Origin of the sequence: Algoriphagus marincola DSM 16067 (assembly GCF_000429405.1) — a bacterium.
GTDB classification, from domain to species: domain Bacteria; phylum Bacteroidota; class Bacteroidia; order Cytophagales; family Cyclobacteriaceae; genus Algoriphagus; species Algoriphagus marincola.
In genome coordinates, this window is sequence record NZ_KE386897.1 from 161,806 (window position 1) to 179,919 (window position 18,114).

General features: G+C 43.3%; 17 protein-coding genes and 1 tRNA gene. 2 read left to right on the forward strand and 16 right to left on the reverse strand.

Translation table 11 applies throughout. The annotated features are described in order from the left end of the window. Window positions 1-63: 63 nt before the first annotated feature. From G457_RS0115775 to G457_RS0115850, 16 genes are all read right to left on the reverse strand, one after another. A complete protein-coding gene (locus G457_RS0115775; RefSeq protein ID WP_026947319.1) occupies window positions 64-480 on the reverse strand; it encodes a hypothetical protein in 417 nt (138 codons plus the stop codon). A 195-nt stretch (window positions 481-675) separates the two neighbouring features. Then, window positions 676-2,694 carry a hypothetical protein gene (locus G457_RS0115780; protein ID WP_026947320.1) on the reverse strand — a complete coding sequence of 673 codons (2,019 nt, stop codon included), beginning with the start codon at window positions 2,692-2,694 and terminating at the stop codon, window positions 676-678. A gap of 224 nt (window positions 2,695-2,918) precedes the next feature. After that, entirely contained in the window at window positions 2,919-5,789 is a 2,871-nt protein-coding gene (locus G457_RS0115785; RefSeq protein WP_026947321.1) for a type I restriction endonuclease subunit R, read from the reverse strand. Window positions 5,790-5,906: 117 nt separating this feature from the next. Then, a complete protein-coding gene (locus tag G457_RS22345; RefSeq protein WP_026947322.1) occupies window positions 5,907-6,197 on the reverse strand; it encodes a type II toxin-antitoxin system RelE/ParE family toxin in 291 nt (96 codons plus the stop codon). Continuing rightward, a complete protein-coding gene (locus G457_RS0115795) occupies window positions 6,194-6,424 on the reverse strand; it encodes a hypothetical protein (protein WP_026947323.1) in 231 nt (76 codons plus the stop codon). The genes G457_RS22345 and G457_RS0115795 overlap by 4 nt, the downstream gene beginning before the upstream one ends. A gap of 145 nt (window positions 6,425-6,569) precedes the next feature. After that, window positions 6,570-7,736 carry a pentapeptide repeat-containing protein gene (locus G457_RS0115800; protein WP_026947324.1) on the reverse strand — a complete coding sequence of 389 codons (1,167 nt, stop codon included), beginning with the start codon at window positions 7,734-7,736 and terminating at the stop codon, window positions 6,570-6,572. Window positions 7,737-7,738: 2 nt separating this feature from the next. Then, entirely contained in the window at window positions 7,739-8,890 is a 1,152-nt protein-coding gene (locus tag G457_RS22350) for a restriction endonuclease subunit S (protein WP_051260860.1), read from the reverse strand. A 1-nt stretch (window position 8,891) separates the two neighbouring features. After that, window positions 8,892-10,460 (reverse strand): type I restriction-modification system subunit M, encoded by a 1,569-nt coding sequence (locus G457_RS0115810; RefSeq protein WP_026947325.1) that lies wholly within the window; start codon window positions 10,458-10,460, stop codon window positions 8,892-8,894. Between the two features lie 158 nt (window positions 10,461-10,618). Further along, window positions 10,619-11,419, reverse strand: coding sequence for a hypothetical protein (locus G457_RS0115815; protein WP_026947326.1), 801 nt, complete (start codon window positions 11,417-11,419; stop codon window positions 10,619-10,621). Between the two features lie 110 nt (window positions 11,420-11,529). Next, window positions 11,530-12,063, reverse strand: coding sequence for a hypothetical protein (locus G457_RS0115820; RefSeq protein ID WP_162142714.1), 534 nt, complete (start codon window positions 12,061-12,063; stop codon window positions 11,530-11,532). A 10-nt stretch (window positions 12,064-12,073) separates the two neighbouring features. Continuing rightward, on the reverse strand, window positions 12,074-12,493 hold the full coding sequence (locus tag G457_RS0115825; protein ID WP_026947328.1) for a hypothetical protein: 420 nt from the start codon (window positions 12,491-12,493) through the stop codon (window positions 12,074-12,076). Window position 12,494: 1 nt separating this feature from the next. After that, window positions 12,495-12,905, reverse strand: a complete 411-nt coding sequence (locus tag G457_RS0115830) for a hypothetical protein (RefSeq protein ID WP_026947329.1) — start codon at window positions 12,903-12,905, stop codon at window positions 12,495-12,497. A 299-nt stretch (window positions 12,906-13,204) separates the two neighbouring features. Continuing rightward, entirely contained in the window at window positions 13,205-14,425 is a 1,221-nt protein-coding gene (locus tag G457_RS0115835) for a site-specific integrase (protein WP_035484129.1), read from the reverse strand. 167 nt (window positions 14,426-14,592) lie between these two features. Then, a tRNA-Asn gene (locus G457_RS0115840) sits at window positions 14,593-14,666 on the reverse strand. Between the two features lie 203 nt (window positions 14,667-14,869). Then, window positions 14,870-15,733 (reverse strand): hypothetical protein, encoded by an 864-nt coding sequence (locus tag G457_RS0115845; protein WP_026947331.1) that lies wholly within the window; start codon window positions 15,731-15,733, stop codon window positions 14,870-14,872. 81 nt (window positions 15,734-15,814) lie between these two features. Beyond that, window positions 15,815-16,237, reverse strand: coding sequence for a hypothetical protein (locus tag G457_RS0115850; RefSeq protein WP_026947332.1), 423 nt, complete (start codon window positions 16,235-16,237; stop codon window positions 15,815-15,817). A 63-nt stretch (window positions 16,238-16,300) separates the two neighbouring features. Between G457_RS0115850 and G457_RS0115855 the strand changes: the two genes are divergently transcribed. Beyond that, window positions 16,301-17,173, forward strand: a complete 873-nt coding sequence (locus G457_RS0115855) for a hypothetical protein (protein ID WP_026947333.1) — start codon at window positions 16,301-16,303, stop codon at window positions 17,171-17,173. A gap of 1 nt (window position 17,174) precedes the next feature. Then, window positions 17,175-18,104: a citrulline utilization hydrolase CtlX gene (gene ctlX / locus G457_RS0115860; protein ID WP_026947334.1), complete on the forward strand. Its 930-nt coding sequence runs from the start codon at window positions 17,175-17,177 to the stop codon at window positions 18,102-18,104. Window positions 18,105-18,114: the final 10 nt, after the last annotated feature.

Genomic DNA, 18,114 nt, shown 5'->3' on the forward strand with positions numbered 1-18,114 from the left:
TACGAAAAAGTGGGGGCATTGTACACCCCTATCTAGCAATATCGCTAAGATTTTGATGCTCTATTAGGCTGTAGCTTCCACTCCCCAGTAAGGGGGAAAAGCAGGAGTGGCTGAAGTGTTTTCTTCTTGCGACGATGTCTTGGGGAGGTTTTTTCCTCCCAAAAGCAGATCGTCTAGGTATTCTATGACCATGTTGTCCAACACGTCTTTGATTCTTTCAAGATCAAACTGCAGGAGGGGTAATGCAGAAAGAAGGCTCGAAAAGCTAATGGAGTCGGAAATTTCGGACGTAACATAAAACTCAACCTCCAGAAGCTGGATTGCATCCCTGTAAAATGCCCTGGTTATGGAGGAGTCGATTTTTGTTAGGAGCAGGTTCATATACGCCTCTGCGTCTTGTTGGTTTTCAAAGGTAGCTTGAGTGTCGCCATTGATCGAGCAGTTTTTCGATAGGAAAATGACTAGGTAGTTTGTTTTCATAATGTAAATGGGGGAAAGGAGAGGTTCCACTCAAAATGTTCCGACAGAGAACGTCTCTTGCCATTGTTTTGAGCAAAGATTTTTGAAGTGGATTAGGTGTCTTTTTCACGTACTTCACGGTTATAAGGAGCGTTTTGCAGCGAGGTCCACAGATTTTTTCTTATATACTTCGCTACACAACCTCTATGCAACATCTTAAGCTAGTTCATAATCAAGCGCCGAAAACCTAAGGTTGGATACCTCGTCTTTGTAACGTAGAACCTTTCTCTCGTCAATTTTCCGCGTAGTGGTTATGTAAAATTGCCTCACACCATCTAATGCGCTCTTTCTTCGGACTGTTTTAAAAACCCGGTTTAAAAGAAAAACAGGGTCGTCCATTAACATCCCAATTTCAGGCGTTGTTGTTTTGATTTTGTCCCAGATCTCCAGGATTCTTGTATGGGAGTAACTACCTCCTTTCGGAAAGCACTGATTGATGATGTGGTTGAAGTTTCCGTCTGGGGATTGTGTTGCGAAGAAGAGTTCAAGCTTCAACGATTTAAGGCCTGTTTTCCAGCCATTTTTTTTGTTGCAAGCCTTCAGGATCAACTGTGTTAAGTACTCTGGGTCGACATAATACCTGTATTCTCCGAACACCTTGAAGACCTCTGATTCGAAGATGTTTTCTCCTTTGGAAGCGACGCTAGAAGTCGTAGGGTTGACATTTGAATAGAGCGCATCCCGAATCTTCTGAAGAGAGGTTTCGAACCATTCGTTGTTGGTATTTTGGACCTCGGAACATTCGACATCATCAAAGCTGTCTATCACTTCATACCCAAGCCTTTTAAGAGCATGGACTAAACCGTGCATATTTCTGAAAACCGTTTTTTGGAGTCTGTTGAGCTCAAGAATAGAGTCGATAGAAAGGTAAGCAATCCTAAACGCTCCTTCTTTTTCGTACCAGAATAGCATATTTCTTCCGTGGACTTCATTTGTCGAAACTACACCCTTTAATGTCCTCAGTTTGCGCTGTTTTAAGTGAGGGTTTCGATCTAAATTCAAAGTCAGGCAACCAAAACTGTTCATCAGGGATTGCGATATTTCGAGCAAATCAGTTATGGACTTTTCTTCATACCAAGATTCTTCTAATCGCTGGTAGATGATCAGACCTTCGATCAATCCATTTCTGGCGCGACCTGCAATTTGTTTATATCGATGTTCAGACAACGCAAGGTTTGGAAAACGAGGATCAATTACCACTACCAGTCTGAAGATTTCTGAGAGATCATAGCCTGAAAAATATGCTGCCGTTATAAACACCAATTTGCCGGGAAGAATATCAGAGCTGAGTTCATGATAATGTTCCCCCACATCCTTCGCCCTTTTGGAACTGCATAGTACCTTGATATCATCGTTCTTCAACTTATTGAAGGGGTGCTTTAAGATACTTCTGATGAGTTGTTTTATGCCACCAATGGAGTTTAGTGCGACAACAAGTTTGTTGTGAGGAGTGTCTTCAAAGTGTTTGATTATCAGTTTTGTAAGGCTGTTTGTTGCACTGGGAGTATTTAGAATTCTTACGATCTGCGGGTTTTGGGAATTGTAGATCACCTCGATGATACTTTCTGCGTGCAATTCCGGGTCAGAGAAATTCAATGGAGTAGCCGTTACTGTACCCCTCATATTTGCAGGATGGGCTTTGTAGATCTCCATTGCTATGTGTAATGCCAACCGGAATGATGAATCAAGTTGGTGGGTATCTGTTTCGTCGATCAAAAGAAAAAACTCGCTTTTTCTTTCATCTGGTATAAGTGACATAACGAATGGCAGGCTATCAGACACACAAAATATTTTCTTGAAGCCTGGTTGTTCGAGGTAGGTCCTTAATTCTTCCTCGGTTGCTGGTTGGATTCCGGAACTTGGGGGTGGTGTCCCCACAAATACACCGCCTTGAGCTTTATATTTTAAATAAGCAGTTGCTCTAAGTGGCTCAACGATGATGGAATTTCGGAGACTTACACATTCACATGTGGTAGCTCCCATACCAGTATCTGATTTATGGATGATCCCGTTAGGTAGGTAGTTAAATGCGTCACCAAATCGAACGTGCTTTCCTCCTTTGGTCTTATTGTGTAACACAACAGTCACTTTTCGGGTATCAAGATCCGAATATATCGAGTCAATAAGGTCCCAGTTGCTGATAAAATCGAGAGGTTGTTGTAGACTTTTTTTCATTTTTGTTGGTTGAGTTTTCACCAAAGGTAGGTGGCTAAAAAAGTACTTTCCAAACGTTCAAACGAAAAAATTTTCTCACCTTATGATCACGTTTCTGAGAAATTTGTCGCTGTTTTTCAGGGTTTTACCTCGTTTCTCAGAACTGATTCGTTGTTTTTGTATTTCTCGCCACGCTTCTCAGAAATTCTTCAGTTTTGATCGAGTTTCTCAGAACTGTGATGCCGTTAAGCCGCCGCTATCCCACTAATAAAAGTCTCCACGAAGTCCACGATTTTGCCGATCACGCGCTCGGCTGTGGTCTTTCGTTTGGAGAGGCTGGGCTTCTCTTTCATGATCGAAACCACTTCGTCTCGGAGTGGTTCTTTTTCGGTGTAAATGTACTTGGCTATGATCTCTTCGAGTTGGTCTGCATCCAAACCTTCTTCCTCGCTCATTCGCTTTACAGCTTCGATGCGTTCCTGAGTCCAGAAGTTCTCAAACTCCTCCGGTATCTGTTCGGAGTCCTCGATTTTTGGCAGGTTTTCACGAATGAATTTTTCCACCAGTTCCCGCTTGCTTCGCAGTTGGGTTTCTCCTACCATCAGGTCGATGATGGCTTTTTCTTGCTTTTCTTTTTCTTCTTCAGGTGCGTCTTTCAGCTTCGCGAGAAGTTTCAGGATATAACTCACATTGATCTCGTCCCGGTGGATCAGTTCTAGCTCGAAGTCCACATCGGAGAGTATCGAAACCTTCTCTTTTTGGTGGTCACCTTTTGCCTTGTCGTACAGATCGAGGTACTTGCTTTTGTAATCCTCAAAGCTCTGCTCAGGCATGGACAGGTCCTCGAATGAAAACTCGGTGTAGGTGGCCATCACGTTTTTCAGACGCATGAGCTCGCGGAAAGCTTTGATAAACTCCATTTCCTCCACCTCACTGGGCAGATCATTCACACTGTTGACCGTCGGAGCGATCTGAAGTAATTTGATGAAAGCCTCGTTGAACTTCCCGATGTAATCCTCCAGGGGCTGCATAATGATTTCGTCCTTGGCAGCGATGTTGGAAAATAGGGTGATTGCATCGTCCGTGGCTTTTTTTAGGTTTCGGAAGCAGACGATATTTCCCTGGGATTTGAGTTCTCCCTTGATCCGGTTGGTACGGGAATAGGCCTGAATCAATCCGTGATACTTCAGGTTCTTGTCCACGTACAGCGTGTTAAGGGTTTTGCTGTCAAATCCTGTCAGGAACATATTCACCACCAGCAGGATGTCGATTTCCTTCTTCTTTACCCGAGCTGCTACGTCTTTGTAGTACTGGTAAAAAAGCTTACTATCCTTTGTCGAGTAGTTCGTTCCGAATTCGGTATTGTAGTGACCGATAAAGTCATCGAGATATTCCCTGGGGTGCTTTCTACCCAGACTCTGGTACTCCTCACGATCTTTGTCCGCTGCAATCCCAAATTCACTTTCCTCCCAGTCATCTTCAAAACCTCCGTCTCCCAATAGATCCACATTTGAACCGTATGAAAAAATGGTTGCAATTCGGAGGTTTTGTTCGCCTTCCCGTCTTTTCCTGTGAAAGATCTGATAATACTCTATGAGAACAGGAACACTAGGTACACAGAAAATCGAAGTAAACTCCCGGCTATGAGTCTTTCGATTGTGGTTTTCGAGAATGTAGTCCACGATATTCTCCAATCGTTGGGGAGCATTCATCACTTCTTCCTCATCGATATCCTCCACGTTGATGTCAAAGATGTGTTCCTTTTTCTTAAAGGTGCTGATGTACTCCACCGAGAACTTCAATACATTGTCATCACGGATCGCATCGGTAATCACATACTTGTGAAGACAGTCTCCGAAAAGCATTTTGGTCGTTCGCTTTCCATAAGCGTTGGAACCTGCGTTTTCCTCGAAAATCGGTGTCCCAGTAAACCCGAACATCTGGGAAACATCGAAAAAGTTTTTGATCTCTTCGTGTGTCTTTCCAAACTGGCTTCGGTGGCATTCGTCGAAAATGAAAACGATCCGTTTCTCTTGCAGGTGTTTGATTTTTTCCAAGTGCCGAGCCGTGGATATGGCAGTATTAAGTTTTTGAATGGTTGTAACTATAAGTTTGTTGTCACCAGCCAGCTGCTTTACAAGGGTTTTGGTATCGTTGGTACCGTCGATGCTTCCTTTACTGAAGGCGTTGAATTCGTTGATAGTTTGGGTGTCCAGATCTTTTCGATCCACCACGAAAACCACCTTGTACACTTCGGGAAGATTGGTGAGTATCTGAGCTGTTTTAAATGAAGTCAGTGTCTTGCCCGAACCCGTCGTGTGCCAGATGTAGCCGAATTTGGTGGTCGTTTTTACCCGGTTGACAATGGCTTCTGTGGCATAGTACTGATAGGGGCGAAGCACCATCAGGCTCTTGTTGGACTCATTGAGCACCACGTACTTGGTGACCATTTTGGACAGGTGGCATGGCTCCAGGAAAATATCAGTAAAAGCGACTAACTGTGTGATCAGCTTATTATTCGTATCAGTCCAGTAAAAAGTCTGTTTGAAGTCGCGATCCTTGATATTGCAGTTGGCGTAATACTTCGTATTGACTCCGTTGCTGATGACGAAGAATTGGATAAACTGAAAGAGTCCCTGACCTGCTCCGAAGGAATGCACCCCGTATCGAAGGGTCTGTTTGAAAGCTTCTTTGAGCTCTAAGCCTCTTCGTTTCAGCTCAATTTGTACCAGTGGCAAACCGTTTATCAGAATGGTGACATCGTATCGGTTTCGGTATTTCCCTTCAATAGTGACCTGCTGTGTGACTTGAAACTGATTCTGACACCAGTGGATCTGATTGATCAACTCGACTGTTCGGAATTCGCCGGAATCATCCTGGTAAGGAACCCGATCCCGTAGAATCTTAGCACGCTCAAAGACATTCCCTTTGTTGATTGCATTCAGGATTTGGGTAAACTCCCGATCATTTAGCTTGACTTTGTTGTGTTTTTCCAGCTGAAGCTTCAGATTGGCAAGTAAGTCTTTCTCGTCCTTGATTTCTACTTTCTTGTATCCCAAGCTGACCAGCTGTGCTACAAGATTATTCTCTAAGGTCTGTTCCGGTTGTGTGGTCATGTAAAAATTAAAAAAGCGGACTAAGCATCTAGCTTATTGAAGTCTGTCTGGTTTGGTTTGGACTAAGATGCTAATTTCCCCGTTCTGCTACAAATTTCATAAACGAAATCACAAAATTTAGAAGCCAATACGATCAGGGTCCTGCCGAACATCAAAAAAGGTAAGGACTAAAATCTGCTCGCCTTTGATCCGGTAGTAGATTCGGGTCTGTTTGGTGAGTTGAAATCCACGGATCTTCTTGGTCTTATTGACCACTGTACCGATTTCCGGAAAGTCCTCCAAAAGCTCCAAGAAACTGGCGGTGCGTTTTTCAAACTGTCGGGCAACTGATTCTCCCCATTCTTCCACTAAAAAATCCACGATGGTGTGGAATCGCTTAAGTGCGGTTTGGGTGATGACGACTTTCACTTCAGAAAGCGGAAAAGTTTTTCTTTTTCTACGAGATTTCCCTGTCTTTCAGACTCCTCATAGCTATTCATCACTTCTTGTTTTTGTGCATCACTGAGATCATCCCACATCGCTCCAGCTGTTTGGTTTTGCTTGGAGAGAAAGTCTACGAGCAGCTCCAATAGCTCCTCATTTTGCATTTCCTCCACGAGTTTGATCAGGCGTGATTTCAGTTCTACAGTAGACATGGCGTTAGAAATGTTCGCTTTTTGTTGGTTTTGTTAAGATAGTCAACGCCAAGGTAGTTTCAAAGTTTCTGTGAATGGGTTCTTGTCGATGAAGATTTAAACCAAAAAAGTTTGGTTATGCGGTTAATAAACAGTGGGGGTTGCTTTACCGAAACTTCCTGAAAGCCTGGATCGTCTGGTAGATTCCGAAACCGACGAAGATTCGTCCCACGATATCCCACACGTAATACCAGTTAGAGACGGAGTATTTCTCGTAAAACTCTGAACCGAGATAATCTAGTCCATGTGTGGGAAGTATAAACTTTAAGTAGTTAGGAATCTCGTCAACAAAAACATCCCAGCTTAAGTGAAGAGCCATTTCGTACTTGTTCGTCTGTGTGATGTTGAGGTAAAAGAAAAGGATACCACAACACAGTGTGAAAATCACACCTTGCATTGGTGCTTTACCAAAACTGTTGGACATCCAGTTCAAACCTAGGACAATCAGATCCCAGAAACTCCTCCACCATTCCTTGAAGTTTTCTGGTTTTTGGAGTGAGTCCAGCAATTCAGTCAAAAGTGTTTTTTTCTCAAGTGCTTGATATGGGATAGACTCGATTACGTTGTTTTGCTGGATGTTGGCTTGTTTGAGAATTCGGAAGGTTTCCCGCTTGTTCTTGATAGGGATTTCACCTGACTTAGAAACAGCAGTTTCAAATTCCTGATCGGTAAGTCTTCCTTTTTTTGCTTTGAAGTCCCAAAGTGATAACCCGAAAGTTCCTACCGATCCACTGATGATTGATGTCGAGAGATCGATCCCTTGTTTGATCACTGTTCCCCGGAAAAGGATCAATTTTTCGATTAGGGTGTAAGTAAAGAGTACGTTTTTTTCAAATGTTGTTGCCGAGAAAACGACCGTCCCCAAAAAGTCTGTTTTGTAGAATATGACTTCCTGGTTGAAGGTACTTCTCCAGAAGTCAGCGAGGTCATGGAATTTCGAGTTTTTGAAATTAGTCTTGCCCAAAAAATCACAGTTTAATAGCCGTACTTTTACCTTATAGGAAGTGTTTTCACAGAGAAACTCGCCCTCGAATTTACAACGTTCAAACTTAATGGAGCTTGCAGATGTGCTAAGTGTTAGATTTTTTTTAAAAACGCAGTTAAAATACCTGTATCTGATTGGTACAGTACCAGAACTCAAGGATTTATCCAAAACCAACTCGAAGTCAAAAACGACCTGAGTGGTTTCAGAACCAACTTGCCCCTTGAAATCAGGATCTGTTAAGATCATTCTTTCAAATTCGTTTTCGTCTTTTATTGTAGTTACCTTCATTTTCACACAAACATCTTTTGCAGCAGCCCCTTTTTCCAGGTCTGCGTTTGGGTTATCTGTTGATTTAGGTTATTGATCGTAGAGTCCATGCTTGTCAGAAACTGGACGATTTTTTTCTGCTCAGCTTCACTTGGGTACGGAATCTCAAACTCTTGGAATTCGGATATCCAATGTCGCTTGTGGTCTCCGGGAACAAATTTGATTTGTAGCATAGCTTCGTAAACGTACTTCATGATGACTGATGGTTCTCGTGGGACGAGCATTTTCATTGCAGATGACTTTGCCTTGAAGGGAAAGTCTACGTACTGAAATGCTGTGGTGAAGTCGTCAAAGATTATCGTTGGAAGGTTTTCAGTAAAAATTCCCGTTGTTTCATCTGTGTATCCAAGCAAAAAGGTTTTTCCAGCTGTAAGTACTGGAGTTGGGTAAGAGTCGTTGTACTCCGTTGAGGAAACCAGATATTTAGTAGGTTGCTCATAATCAAGAACCTCCCCCAACTTCCTCTCCTCCCAGTCCGGGAACTCAGATCCGTCGTCGGCTTTGAAGCGGAGCTGTGGAGCCTGCCCTGAGCCTGTCGAAGGGAAAATCTTTTGCATCACGCCCTTTTTGTAGGCTTCCAGCTTTTCCTTCTTGGCCTGAAGTAGCTCGATCCGATGGTCCACGGCTGTCAGAAACTCGGCGATCTTCTGCTGTTCGGGGAGGGAGGGGAAAGCTAACCCATAAGAGGATATTTGAGGTGCAGTTAGTTGAGGAACGCCCGTACTTTCGATGAAAATATTCAGGTTGTTAAAAACCCTTTCAAAAAACTTCAAATCAGCAACTCCTTCCTTTTTTGGCTTAAGGACAAGAAGTCTCACAATTGGATAGAAACGAGAAGTTCTAACATGGGAAATACCAACATTCACACCTCTTCCTGCAATGGTAATAGCAGGCGGTTCTATTTTAAAAACGTCAGAGTAACCATAAAGCCCTTTTCCTTCTGCCGCATTTGCAAAAATGGGATACGGAAATTCATCCGTTTGCTCTTGGCTAACATTCTCTTTAGGGATGTCCCCACCTGCAGAAACGCTAAAAAGATCTCCTGCTTTGGAGTATTCCCAACTATTAGTAAACCCAGGGAACCTCAACTGCGGTACATTTCTTTTCTCACTCATTTTAGAAAGGGGTTGAGATTCCAAGTTGCTTGCAGAAGCCGATCAGTGATACTTCGTTGGACTTCAGTTCGGAGTCTAAGTTTCTGAGATCCTCGGCCACAGCCTCCAGATCAACTGGTTCCTCCTCCTCGAAAGTGTCCACATAGCGGGGGATATTCAGGTTGTAGTCGTTTTCAGCGATTTCAGCCAGGGTCGCCACATAGCTGTATTTCTCGATGGTCTCCCTATTGCGATAGGTGTTGACGATTAGTTCTACATCCTCGTCCCTGAGTTCGTTTTGATTGCCCACCTTAATAAAGTGGTCGTCTCCACTGGCGTCGATAAAGACCACGTTGTCGTCCTGCTCCCGACACTTTTTCAGGACCAGAATGCAGGTCGGGATGGAGGTGCCGTAGAAGATATTGGCAGGAAGTCCAATTACCGCATCGATTGCGTTCATCTCCTTGATCAGATATTCCCGGATGGCTCCCTCGGCAGCTCCTCGGAATAGCACCCCATGTGGGAAAACAGAAGCCATGATCCCGTTGTCACTGAGCTGGAAAAGCATGTGCTGTAGAAAAGCGAAATCTGCCTTGGTTTTTGGTGCTAGTCTTCCGTATCGTGCGAAGCGTTCGTCCGTTTCAAAAAGTGGATTGGTATTGCTCTTCCAGTGTGCAGAGAAGGGTGGGTTGGCGACAATGGCTTCAAAACGTTCTTCACTATGTTGCGGATGCTCCAGAGTATCTTCCTGCCGGATGTCGAAGTTTCGATAATGCACATCATGCAGGATCATATTCATCCGGGCTAGGTTGTAGGTGGTTCGGTTAAGCTCCTGACCGAAAAACTCCGAAACCTCCACCTCTTTGGCTACCCGGAGTAGGAGGGAACCCGAACCACAAGTGGGATCATACACGGAGCGAATGCGTGTTTTGCCAGTGGTGACCAGTTTTGCCAGAATCTTGGAGACCTGCTGCGGGGTATAAAACTCCCCGGCTGTTTTTCCCGCACCCGCTGCGAACTTACCGATCAGGTATTCGTAGGCATCACCCAATACATCCGACTCAATGTCTTCCAGTTTGAAGTCGATTTTATTCAGGTAGTTTAATATCTGAGCTATGATGCTGTTTCGGGCAGCTACCGTTCTCCCGAGTTTGGTCGAGTTGAGATCCAGGTCTTCGAACAAGGCGTTAAAGTCCTCCTCCGAAGCAGTGCCCATCGTGCTTTGCTCGATATGGTTGAGGATTGCTTTGAGATCTTCGAGGATGTAGTTTGATTCTGCTTCTGTGTCTGCATTACCGCGAGCTGCGATTGCATCGAAGAGTTCGTGCGGATAAAGGAAGTAACCGAGCGTTTCCAGAGATTCTTCCTTGATGGCTTCTAGCAGATTCGGGTCTTTGAGCTGTTTGTAGTCTTTTACCGCCTCCGTTTCCAGAAGGGTGTTGGCATACAGGTGCTGCTTCTCAGAAAGGTATTTGTAAAATATGAAGCCGAGGATGTAATCCCGGTAGTCATCGGCAGAGATTTTTCCACGAAGGAGATTGGCAATCCCCCAGAGCTGGCTTTCCAGTTGGCGTTTTTGATCTTCAGACATAAGCTGTTTTGAGTTTTCTGAAAACCTTTTTGGTGCTGTCCCAGATTGCGAATGAAAAAAGGTTGTACGCAGTGCCTGGACAGTTAGGGTTTCCAAAAAATGTTTGGTTGCTTAAAAATAGCGTTTTCGGTGGAAAGGGAAAGGGCTGGGGTGGAATGTTACCAAAAAAAACTCCAAATGATTAAGCCAAGACTGACTAGACCAACAATTCCCAGTACAATTGTGTCTGTCTGATTTTGTTTGTGTTTTTTTGATGGTGAATCGGTAATCTCGGAAAACATAATATTGAAAAAGTCCCTGTACAGGTTAATGACTGGTGATACTCCAGTTTTAATTCTTGAAAGCGGTTTTATTGGAGCAGATTGAGGCTTCAGTTCTTGAGAGGTTTTTTCTTCTCCTCTCCTCGTTCGAAAACCTGCGAGATGATCAAAAGAGGTTGAAGTTCGGGTTTTGTTTGATGGCTTCTGTTTTCTTTTTCGATCTGGATCGTACAAAGAATTATAGTCTCTGTAGTCTAAAGATGATGAAGATTTCGAACCAAACTCTCTTTTAATATCATTTCTATGGAGTTTGTGTTTTTTCCAAAGTTTTGAAATGTAGAAGTCTGCAATCAGATCAGGTATTTTTTTTCGGTTCACAAAAACTTCAACTACTTCGCTACCTGGGCTTTGTACTGTCATGATTGAATCGTCAGCGAACTTTACATTGTAGATTAAAGATTTTTCTCCCCAGTCGAGAATTAAACGATCGGAACTTGGCGAAATATCCCACTTTCCCCAGGTAACATTGCTACCAAGTATATAAAGCATTCTTCCATCCCTGAAAAACTCAATCTCAAAAACACCTCTTTGGCTTTCATCGATTAATACCCAAGTTTTACCCGTGAAGCTTGATTTTTTGTTGAATATTTTTTTGATCCTCGTTAGTCCCGAAGCTAGTTTTTGCAGATTTTGATTCATGCTGTTGTTTTGGTAGAGTTACCTCGACGGATTCACAGAAAAAGCTCTAATACCTAAAATTAGTTGTTTTATTAAAACTACAAAAGCCCTCTTTTTGGGAGGGCTGGTGCTTAAAGGATTCGATACCCGGCTTTAAACGTTCCTTTGATAGGGATCTTGACAGGAGTTTGTGTTTGGTTTTTGTAAGCTTCTCCTTCAAAGGTTCCTGCAATGACTCGCTTGGACTCATCAGCTCCTGTAATTGTCACACTTATTTTGGATGGTTCAGGGGTTACATTGGTGCTCCCATACCAATAATCAGTGGTAAAGCTGCCGATAGGAACTTGGAGTTGTTCCAAAACCTCCACTTCTCGAGTGCCAACTCTGCCATCAAAGACCATGTTGATGTAAAATGGAGAAATGCAGCTGCTTAGACAGTTGGTGTCGATCATGGAGTTTATTTGCCCTATTGAAACCGAGCGGTCCCTTTCAAAGACAAGGGGAAGTTCGTCTAGAGTTAAGTTTTCTGAAAACTCCTGTCGAAACACGTTTCCCTCCACTTCTGCCTCAAAGAAGTAATTTTCGTTGAATGGTTCCTGATTCTCAGAGCAGGAAACTGACAGGAAAAGTATCAGTATTAACCAAATACAAAATTGCTTTTTCACGAGGTTCATACTAGCCTGGGATAATTACGTTTCCAGTTATGATGGCGTCAATGTCAAATCGAACCCCTTCACAGTCCAAACCTACTTGATAGTCTTTTTGGTAAATAACGTTTCCACGGTAAATGGCTTTCAGTGTTGTGGGTATACATCCCCAGTGGTTCGATCCATCAATACCGAAAACTACGTTTTGGTTTTTTTTAACAGAGAAGCTGTCGGTTTTCAGAGATTTGCCTGAGTCAATCTTATAAAGTCCACCTTCGAAGTTGAACATAATGATAGAGACCAATGCTTCAGGATCATCTACATCTTTGGAAAAGCTGAGTTCGAAGACTAGCTCTCCTCCTTCTGGAGTTGATTCATCTGTGCACGATACATTTAAGAGGATAACGAGGCACAAGCCTAAGTAAAGGAGATTTCTCAGTGGATTCATATTAGTCTGGAATAATTACGTTAAAAGGTTTTTCGTACCCGTCTTTACAGTCTGATCCTTGAAACAGGTTAACCCCAAGAAACCCCTCCATTTCAAAAACTCTTGACTCAAATCGTCTACCTGAATAATAAAAGTCTAGTGTTACCGTATGGCATTGATCTGTGGCTTCAATTATGCCTGTGACTAGGGAAATGTTGTCGCCGGAGTTGACTCTTAGTGGATCTGTTTTTAATAAATCGCCTCCATTAACTACGTTACCATAGGTGTCATTTCCAATGAACCAGCGTTGATCCTCCAAAGCGGGAGTAATAGATGCTTCAACATAAAAATCACCACTTTTAGGGTTTTCATCTTCATTGCATCCATAGAGAAGTATTGTAGCAAACAGGAGTGCGGAGAGTGTTTTTTTCATATTCTAAAAGGTTTTTTCTGCGAATAAAGCACAAAGACAAAAATCCTGCAATACCTCTTTAGGTCACCTAAACGAACAGATTCGTAAGTATCTGTTTCTCAGGAACGAAAAAGTTAATAAATTTGAAAATTTTTTTCCTCGACCAAGGACATCCACCTCCGCCGAGTCAGTTTTCCCGACTGATGTTGCTGTAAGCTCACAAAGTACATGGCGGCTAGTAGTTTGGGCACTCATAGGTTTCTAGAACTTCCTAAAGCAACATTTCAAACATAGTGTACGAGAATTCACGGCGCAAAAGATCATGGGGTCTTTGATGGGGGTTCGTGGACTTTTTTGCAAATCCGCTCATTCATGTGATCTAGCGTTTCCTGGTCGAAGAGTTCCAGGTAGATCCCAGTCACAGAGTTGCCATATTCATGCCCCAGTGCCTCAGCGATCAGGTCTTTCGAGAAACCGAGTTGTTTGGCGATGTTGGCGTAACTGTAACGGAAAACATACGTCGTGATTTCCTCCACCGTACCGATTTCCTTACCCAGCTCTTTCAGTCTTTTGTTGATCAGTTTTCGCTTCTGACCCATCACATGCGTGAATTTGATAGGGTCTTCCATCTGGACTTTAGAAAACTGTCCCAGAAGTAGGTGGTTGGAGTAGAACTGATCCAGTAGAAATTGGATTTCTGGAAGAATCTGTATGCTGTAGGATTTTCCGGTTTTTCCCCGTTGGTAGATCAGGCGATCACCCCGTACGTTTTCCGGCTTCAAAAGAAGCAAATCATTGAGATTGATCCCTCGTAGCAAAAACATCAGCTTGCCCATGCACCAGTACCGATATCGGGTATCTGTTTTGGGTAGTTTGATTTGGAAAAAAGCTTTCATTTCCTCAAGTGACAAAACTCGGGGTGTGGTCTTGGCCTTTCGGATCTTGTAGTTTTTGAAGGGATACCAGTCTCGGGAAGCCACATCCTGATGGATGGCCTTATTGCAGATAGCCCGGAAGGTGCGCATATACACTCCGACGGTGTTTACGTTTCGTTTTCCAGCAAAAAGTTTACGCTCCAAATCCAAAAGCTCTTTGTAACCGAACTCTTCAAACGGAATCTTTAACGAGGTCAGTTGCTGAAAAACCTGAAGTGTGTTCTGGTAGATCGCTGCGCTCCCATGCCGATTGACAGACCTGAGGTGCTCGATTTCCTTCTCCCAAAAACCCTTGATTGTGATTTCGTCTCTGGCCTGAAAGGAGAGAAGTTTGTTCTTGAGCTCCTGTGCAGACAGATGGTCAATCCCTGACTTTCGCAGCTCTTTCAGTCGGGTAGAATAGCACTCCAACAAGCTAAAAAGCAGGGCATTTGCTTCGTCATCTTTCCGAAACGAACCAGTTGCTTTTGAGAAGGTCTTGGAATTTGCAGTTAATCCGGTAGGAATATCCCGGCTTTTTGATTGATGTGTGATTCGGATAACTACTGGGTAGGTTCCGTTTTTCTTTGTTCTACGCTCGTCAAGCGTGATTTTGAGTGTTGCCATAAACGTTTGATTTATGGCTTCGCACCTCAGAAAAATTTGCAGTTTTTTTGCAGGCAACTTGTCGAAACAGTTCTGTTTTGGCGTGTTTTTGACACAAAACGTCAAAGCTTCTGATTTGCCTGAAAACGAAAAAAGCCCCTAGATATGCTCTAGAGGCTTTTCTGAAGCTCCCCCTCTTGGGCTCGAACCAAGGACCCCATGATTAACAGTCATGTGCTCTAACCAGCTGAGCTAAGGAGGAATTTTTTGGTTTTCCGCTCTAACCTCCCGATAATCCCGATGGCTATCGGGACGGGATGAGCTAAGGAGGAATTTTGTTTTCTGTCATCCCTTTCGGATAACGTGATGCAAATGTAGAGGGCTAAGTCATTTTTTCCAAATACCCCTTCAAAAAAATCTTAGCTAAATTTTATAAATTTTTCTTTCCACTTCGCCCTCAGTCACTTAAATATCCTCTTTTATTTTTCCTTTTCGCTTGTCAAGCATCCCATTGTAGATAAAGGTCACTCCCAAGACCATCAAACCGGCAATTACGGCCAGCAAAACATTGAAATATGCAGGTGCAGATAGTGTCAGTCGAAGGAAGATCGTCGCCAAGGCAAAAGAACTGTACCGGAAAAGGTTTAAGTATTTGGTGGTATAGCGCAGGGAAAAAAGCAAAATAAAGACATCAGCAAAAATCAAAAGGGTGTAAAAGAGCTCCAGGCTGTAATTGAAATGGTTATTTTGGTAAGCGGTAAAAAGATCATAAATACCCAAACCCAAGAAAGTTAGTGCCAAGTAAGTGGAGATCAATTTCTTGATTTTGGAAAAGCCGGATTGCTCTTCGTAGTTGCCGGTGATCTGAATGTGTCGCTGTGCTCGGTAGAAAAGGCCCGTGATCAAAAAGATCAGAATAGCTCCAAAAGCATCAGAAACAATCGGTCCCAATTCCCAAAGGAAGTCCACATCCCAGTGAATTTCTCCCAGGTAGTGCCCAAATTCCTTGAAGGCATCCCGAAGCAGCAGCAGAGAAATAATCTCAAATTGCTTTCCTACGGAATCAGCTACCGAGTGAGGGATCAGAAAGATCAAGCCGAGAATCTCGAAAATCAGTAAAACGGTAAATGCGAGTTCGATCGCAAAAAAGGCAGATACACCAGTCAGTGGATTTGGTATGTCTAGGTAATTGAGCAAACCAATGATCAGGCCGCCTACAAAGAAGGCCACCACGAGATTGCTGATCATTTTACTGACTCGGGGACTCTCCCAATGCTCATCGAGTTGGTCGAAAATCCTGATTTGCCACTGAAAGAAGTTTTTGATCAAGGGTGAGTTAATTTAAAATCAAAACTAAAAAGGAGAATTTGCAGAGATCCTTTAGGGACTTTGGTCACAAAGGGTGTTTCTTCACTGATCCTTGGCACTGAATTTTCGGGTCATTTTTTTGATATACTGCACATTTCTCCAGCGCAAGGCCGACCAGTCCTCGTTGATGGAAATCTGCCGAACTCCTTCATAACTGTTTTCTCCCAAGGTTTTCCAACCCTTATCCCGGTTGATGGAAGCCTGATAGCGCTTGGAGCTTTTCTTTGGGTAGGCTATCCAAAGGATTTTATCCCCCTCCAAGTGGGGCTTCATTTTGCCAAAAAGATCCATGATCCCTTGTTCATCCAATACAAAGCCTAGCAGGAAATCCACCTCCTCAGAGTCTTTCGCTATCAAATTTTGGGCTTCCCAATCTGCTTGAAGACTGGAAAGCTCAGAAGGACAGTTCCAAACCCGGATTTTCATCCCTTCCTTAAAGTTCAGTTTTTTGAGTAGTGTGTCCATGAATTTTCCTATCAATTTACCAGTATTTCAAAACATTGCCCATATGAATCCCTATTTTTGAATATGCGAAAGATTATTTATACTCTTGTTTTGGCTTGTTTGCCTTTTTCCCTTTTTGCGCAGCAGTCTGAAAAATCTCCTCTTCCTTTTGCTGAAGGTCAGGCGGTCGCTACTATTTCCAATCCGCTTTTGGAAGAAATTAGTGGTTTGGCCTTTTCCAGAAAACACCCCAATTTGATGTATGTCCATACTGATAGTGGAGGAGAGGTAGCAGTGTACCTTTTGGACTCTTTAGGAAATGAATTGGGAAAATTGGAATTGGAGGGAGTAGAAAATCGTGACTGGGAAGAGATAGCCGTCGGTCCAGGGCCTAATGGGCAATCTTACGTCTATGTGGGTGAAATTGGGGATAACCTGGCAAAGCATGACGAGGTCATTGTTTATCGCTTTCCCGAACCCAACCGAATTCAATCCGGTAAAGTGGCAGTGGAAGCAGCGATTCTAACCTATCCCAAAGGTGCACGGGATGCTGAAACGATGATGGTGGATCCACTTGATGGCAGGATTTATATACTCTCCAAGCGGGATGATAAGAATTCTCTTTATAGCTTTGATCAGGATGCTTTTGAGAAGGCTGGAGAAACTGAGATGAAAGACCATTTCAACCTGCCTTTTACCATGTCTACCGCAGGGGACATTTCCGCTGATGGCAGCAAGATTCTGATTAAAAATTACGAGTCTATATTTTATTGGGAGCGGGAAGAAGGGGAAGATTTATTGGATGTTTTGAAAAGAGATCCAATCGAACTTCCTTACAATCCTGAGCCTCAGGGTGAAGCCATTGGTTTCGGTCCATCGGGAGCTACTTTCTACACCCTTTCAGAAAAACGATTCTCTATCGTACCCGTTCTTTACTGTTATCCATCTACCCGTTAAAATGCAAAGCAGCCAAACTATAGTCATGATTCGTCCAGCCAATTTTGGTTTCAATACCGATACGGCGGAGAATAATATTTACCAGCAGCGGGATGAGCGTGCACCGGAAGAGATTAGAGAATTGGCTCGGAAGGAATTTGATGGATTTGTGGCGCTGCTACGGGATCAGGGAGTGAATGTGGTGGTCGTCGAGGATACGGAAAAGCCTGTGAAAACAGATGCTGTATTTCCCAATAATTGGTTTTCAACACATCCTGATGGGAAAATCATTCTCTATCCTATGTTTTCGCCTAATCGCCGTCTAGAGCGTCGCAAGGACCTGATTGAGCTGCTGATGAATTCAGGATTTCAGGTAAAAGAAATTATTGATTTAAGCTTTTTTGAGCAGGATGGGCAGTATCTCGAAGGGACGGGCAGTATGGTGATGGATCATGATCAAAAAATCATTTATGCCTGTCTTTCTGAGCGAACCCATCCGGTACCTTTGGATTACCTCTCCAAGTTGATAGGATACAAGGTAATAGCCTTTGATGCGGTTCAGGAGGCTGGAGGAAAGGTAGTGCCAATCTATCACACCAATGTCATGATGCATGTTGGAAGTGATTTGGCAGTGGTTTGCTTAGAAAGTATCAATAAGGCTTCTGACAAGCTGAAAGTGCAGCAGAGCCTGACTCAATCCGGGAAAAAAGTCATTCCGATTACAGCCAAGCAGAAGTTTCATTTTGCTGGAAATATGCTTGAGGTATGTAATGATGGAGGAGAAAAATTCACGGTGATGTCGCAAGCGGCTTACGATTCACTGAATGTCGGGCAGATTCAATTGATCGAAAAATATACGACCATTATCAGCCCTCAGATACCAACGATTGAGAAGTTGGGAGGGGGTTCGGCTCGTTGTATGTTGGCTGAGATCTTTTTGCCGAGAATTTGAGAGGTTTGGA

What these genes read in the sequence shown, in the direction of transcription:
- ctlX (WP_026947334.1), top strand. Translation starts at nt 17,175, where the DNA reads ATGCAAAGCAGCCAAACTATAGTCATGATTCGTCCAGCCAATTTTGGT.
- G457_RS0115850 (WP_026947332.1), bottom strand. Translation starts at nt 16,237, where the DNA reads ATGGACACACTACTCAAAAAACTGAACTTTAAGGAAGGGATGAAAATC.
- G457_RS0115775 (WP_026947319.1), bottom strand. Translation starts at nt 480, where the DNA reads ATGAAAACAAACTACCTAGTCATTTTCCTATCGAAAAACTGCTCGATC.
- G457_RS0115795 (WP_026947323.1), bottom strand. Translation starts at nt 6,424, where the DNA reads ATGTCTACTGTAGAACTGAAATCACGCCTGATCAAACTCGTGGAGGAA.
- G457_RS0115825 (WP_026947328.1), bottom strand. Translation starts at nt 12,493, where the DNA reads ATGAATCCACTGAGAAATCTCCTTTACTTAGGCTTGTGCCTCGTTATC.
- G457_RS0115810 (WP_026947325.1), bottom strand. Translation starts at nt 10,460, where the DNA reads ATGTCTGAAGATCAAAAACGCCAACTGGAAAGCCAGCTCTGGGGGATT.
- G457_RS0115835 (WP_035484129.1), bottom strand. Translation starts at nt 14,425, where the DNA reads ATGGCAACACTCAAAATCACGCTTGACGAGCGTAGAACAAAGAAAAAC.
- G457_RS0115815 (WP_026947326.1), bottom strand. Translation starts at nt 11,419, where the DNA reads ATGAATCAAAATCTGCAAAAACTAGCTTCGGGACTAACGAGGATCAAA.
- G457_RS0115780 (WP_026947320.1), bottom strand. Translation starts at nt 2,694, where the DNA reads ATGAAAAAAAGTCTACAACAACCTCTCGATTTTATCAGCAACTGGGAC.
- G457_RS0115785 (WP_026947321.1), bottom strand. Translation starts at nt 5,789, where the DNA reads ATGACCACACAACCGGAACAGACCTTAGAGAATAATCTTGTAGCACAG.
- G457_RS22350 (WP_051260860.1), bottom strand. Translation starts at nt 8,890, where the DNA reads ATGAGTGAGAAAAGAAATGTACCGCAGTTGAGGTTCCCTGGGTTTACT.
- G457_RS0115855 (WP_026947333.1), top strand. Translation starts at nt 16,301, where the DNA reads ATGCGAAAGATTATTTATACTCTTGTTTTGGCTTGTTTGCCTTTTTCC.
- G457_RS0115800 (WP_026947324.1), bottom strand. Translation starts at nt 7,736, where the DNA reads ATGAAGGTAACTACAATAAAAGACGAAAACGAATTTGAAAGAATGATC.
- G457_RS0115830 (WP_026947329.1), bottom strand. Translation starts at nt 12,905, where the DNA reads ATGAAAAAAACACTCTCCGCACTCCTGTTTGCTACAATACTTCTCTAT.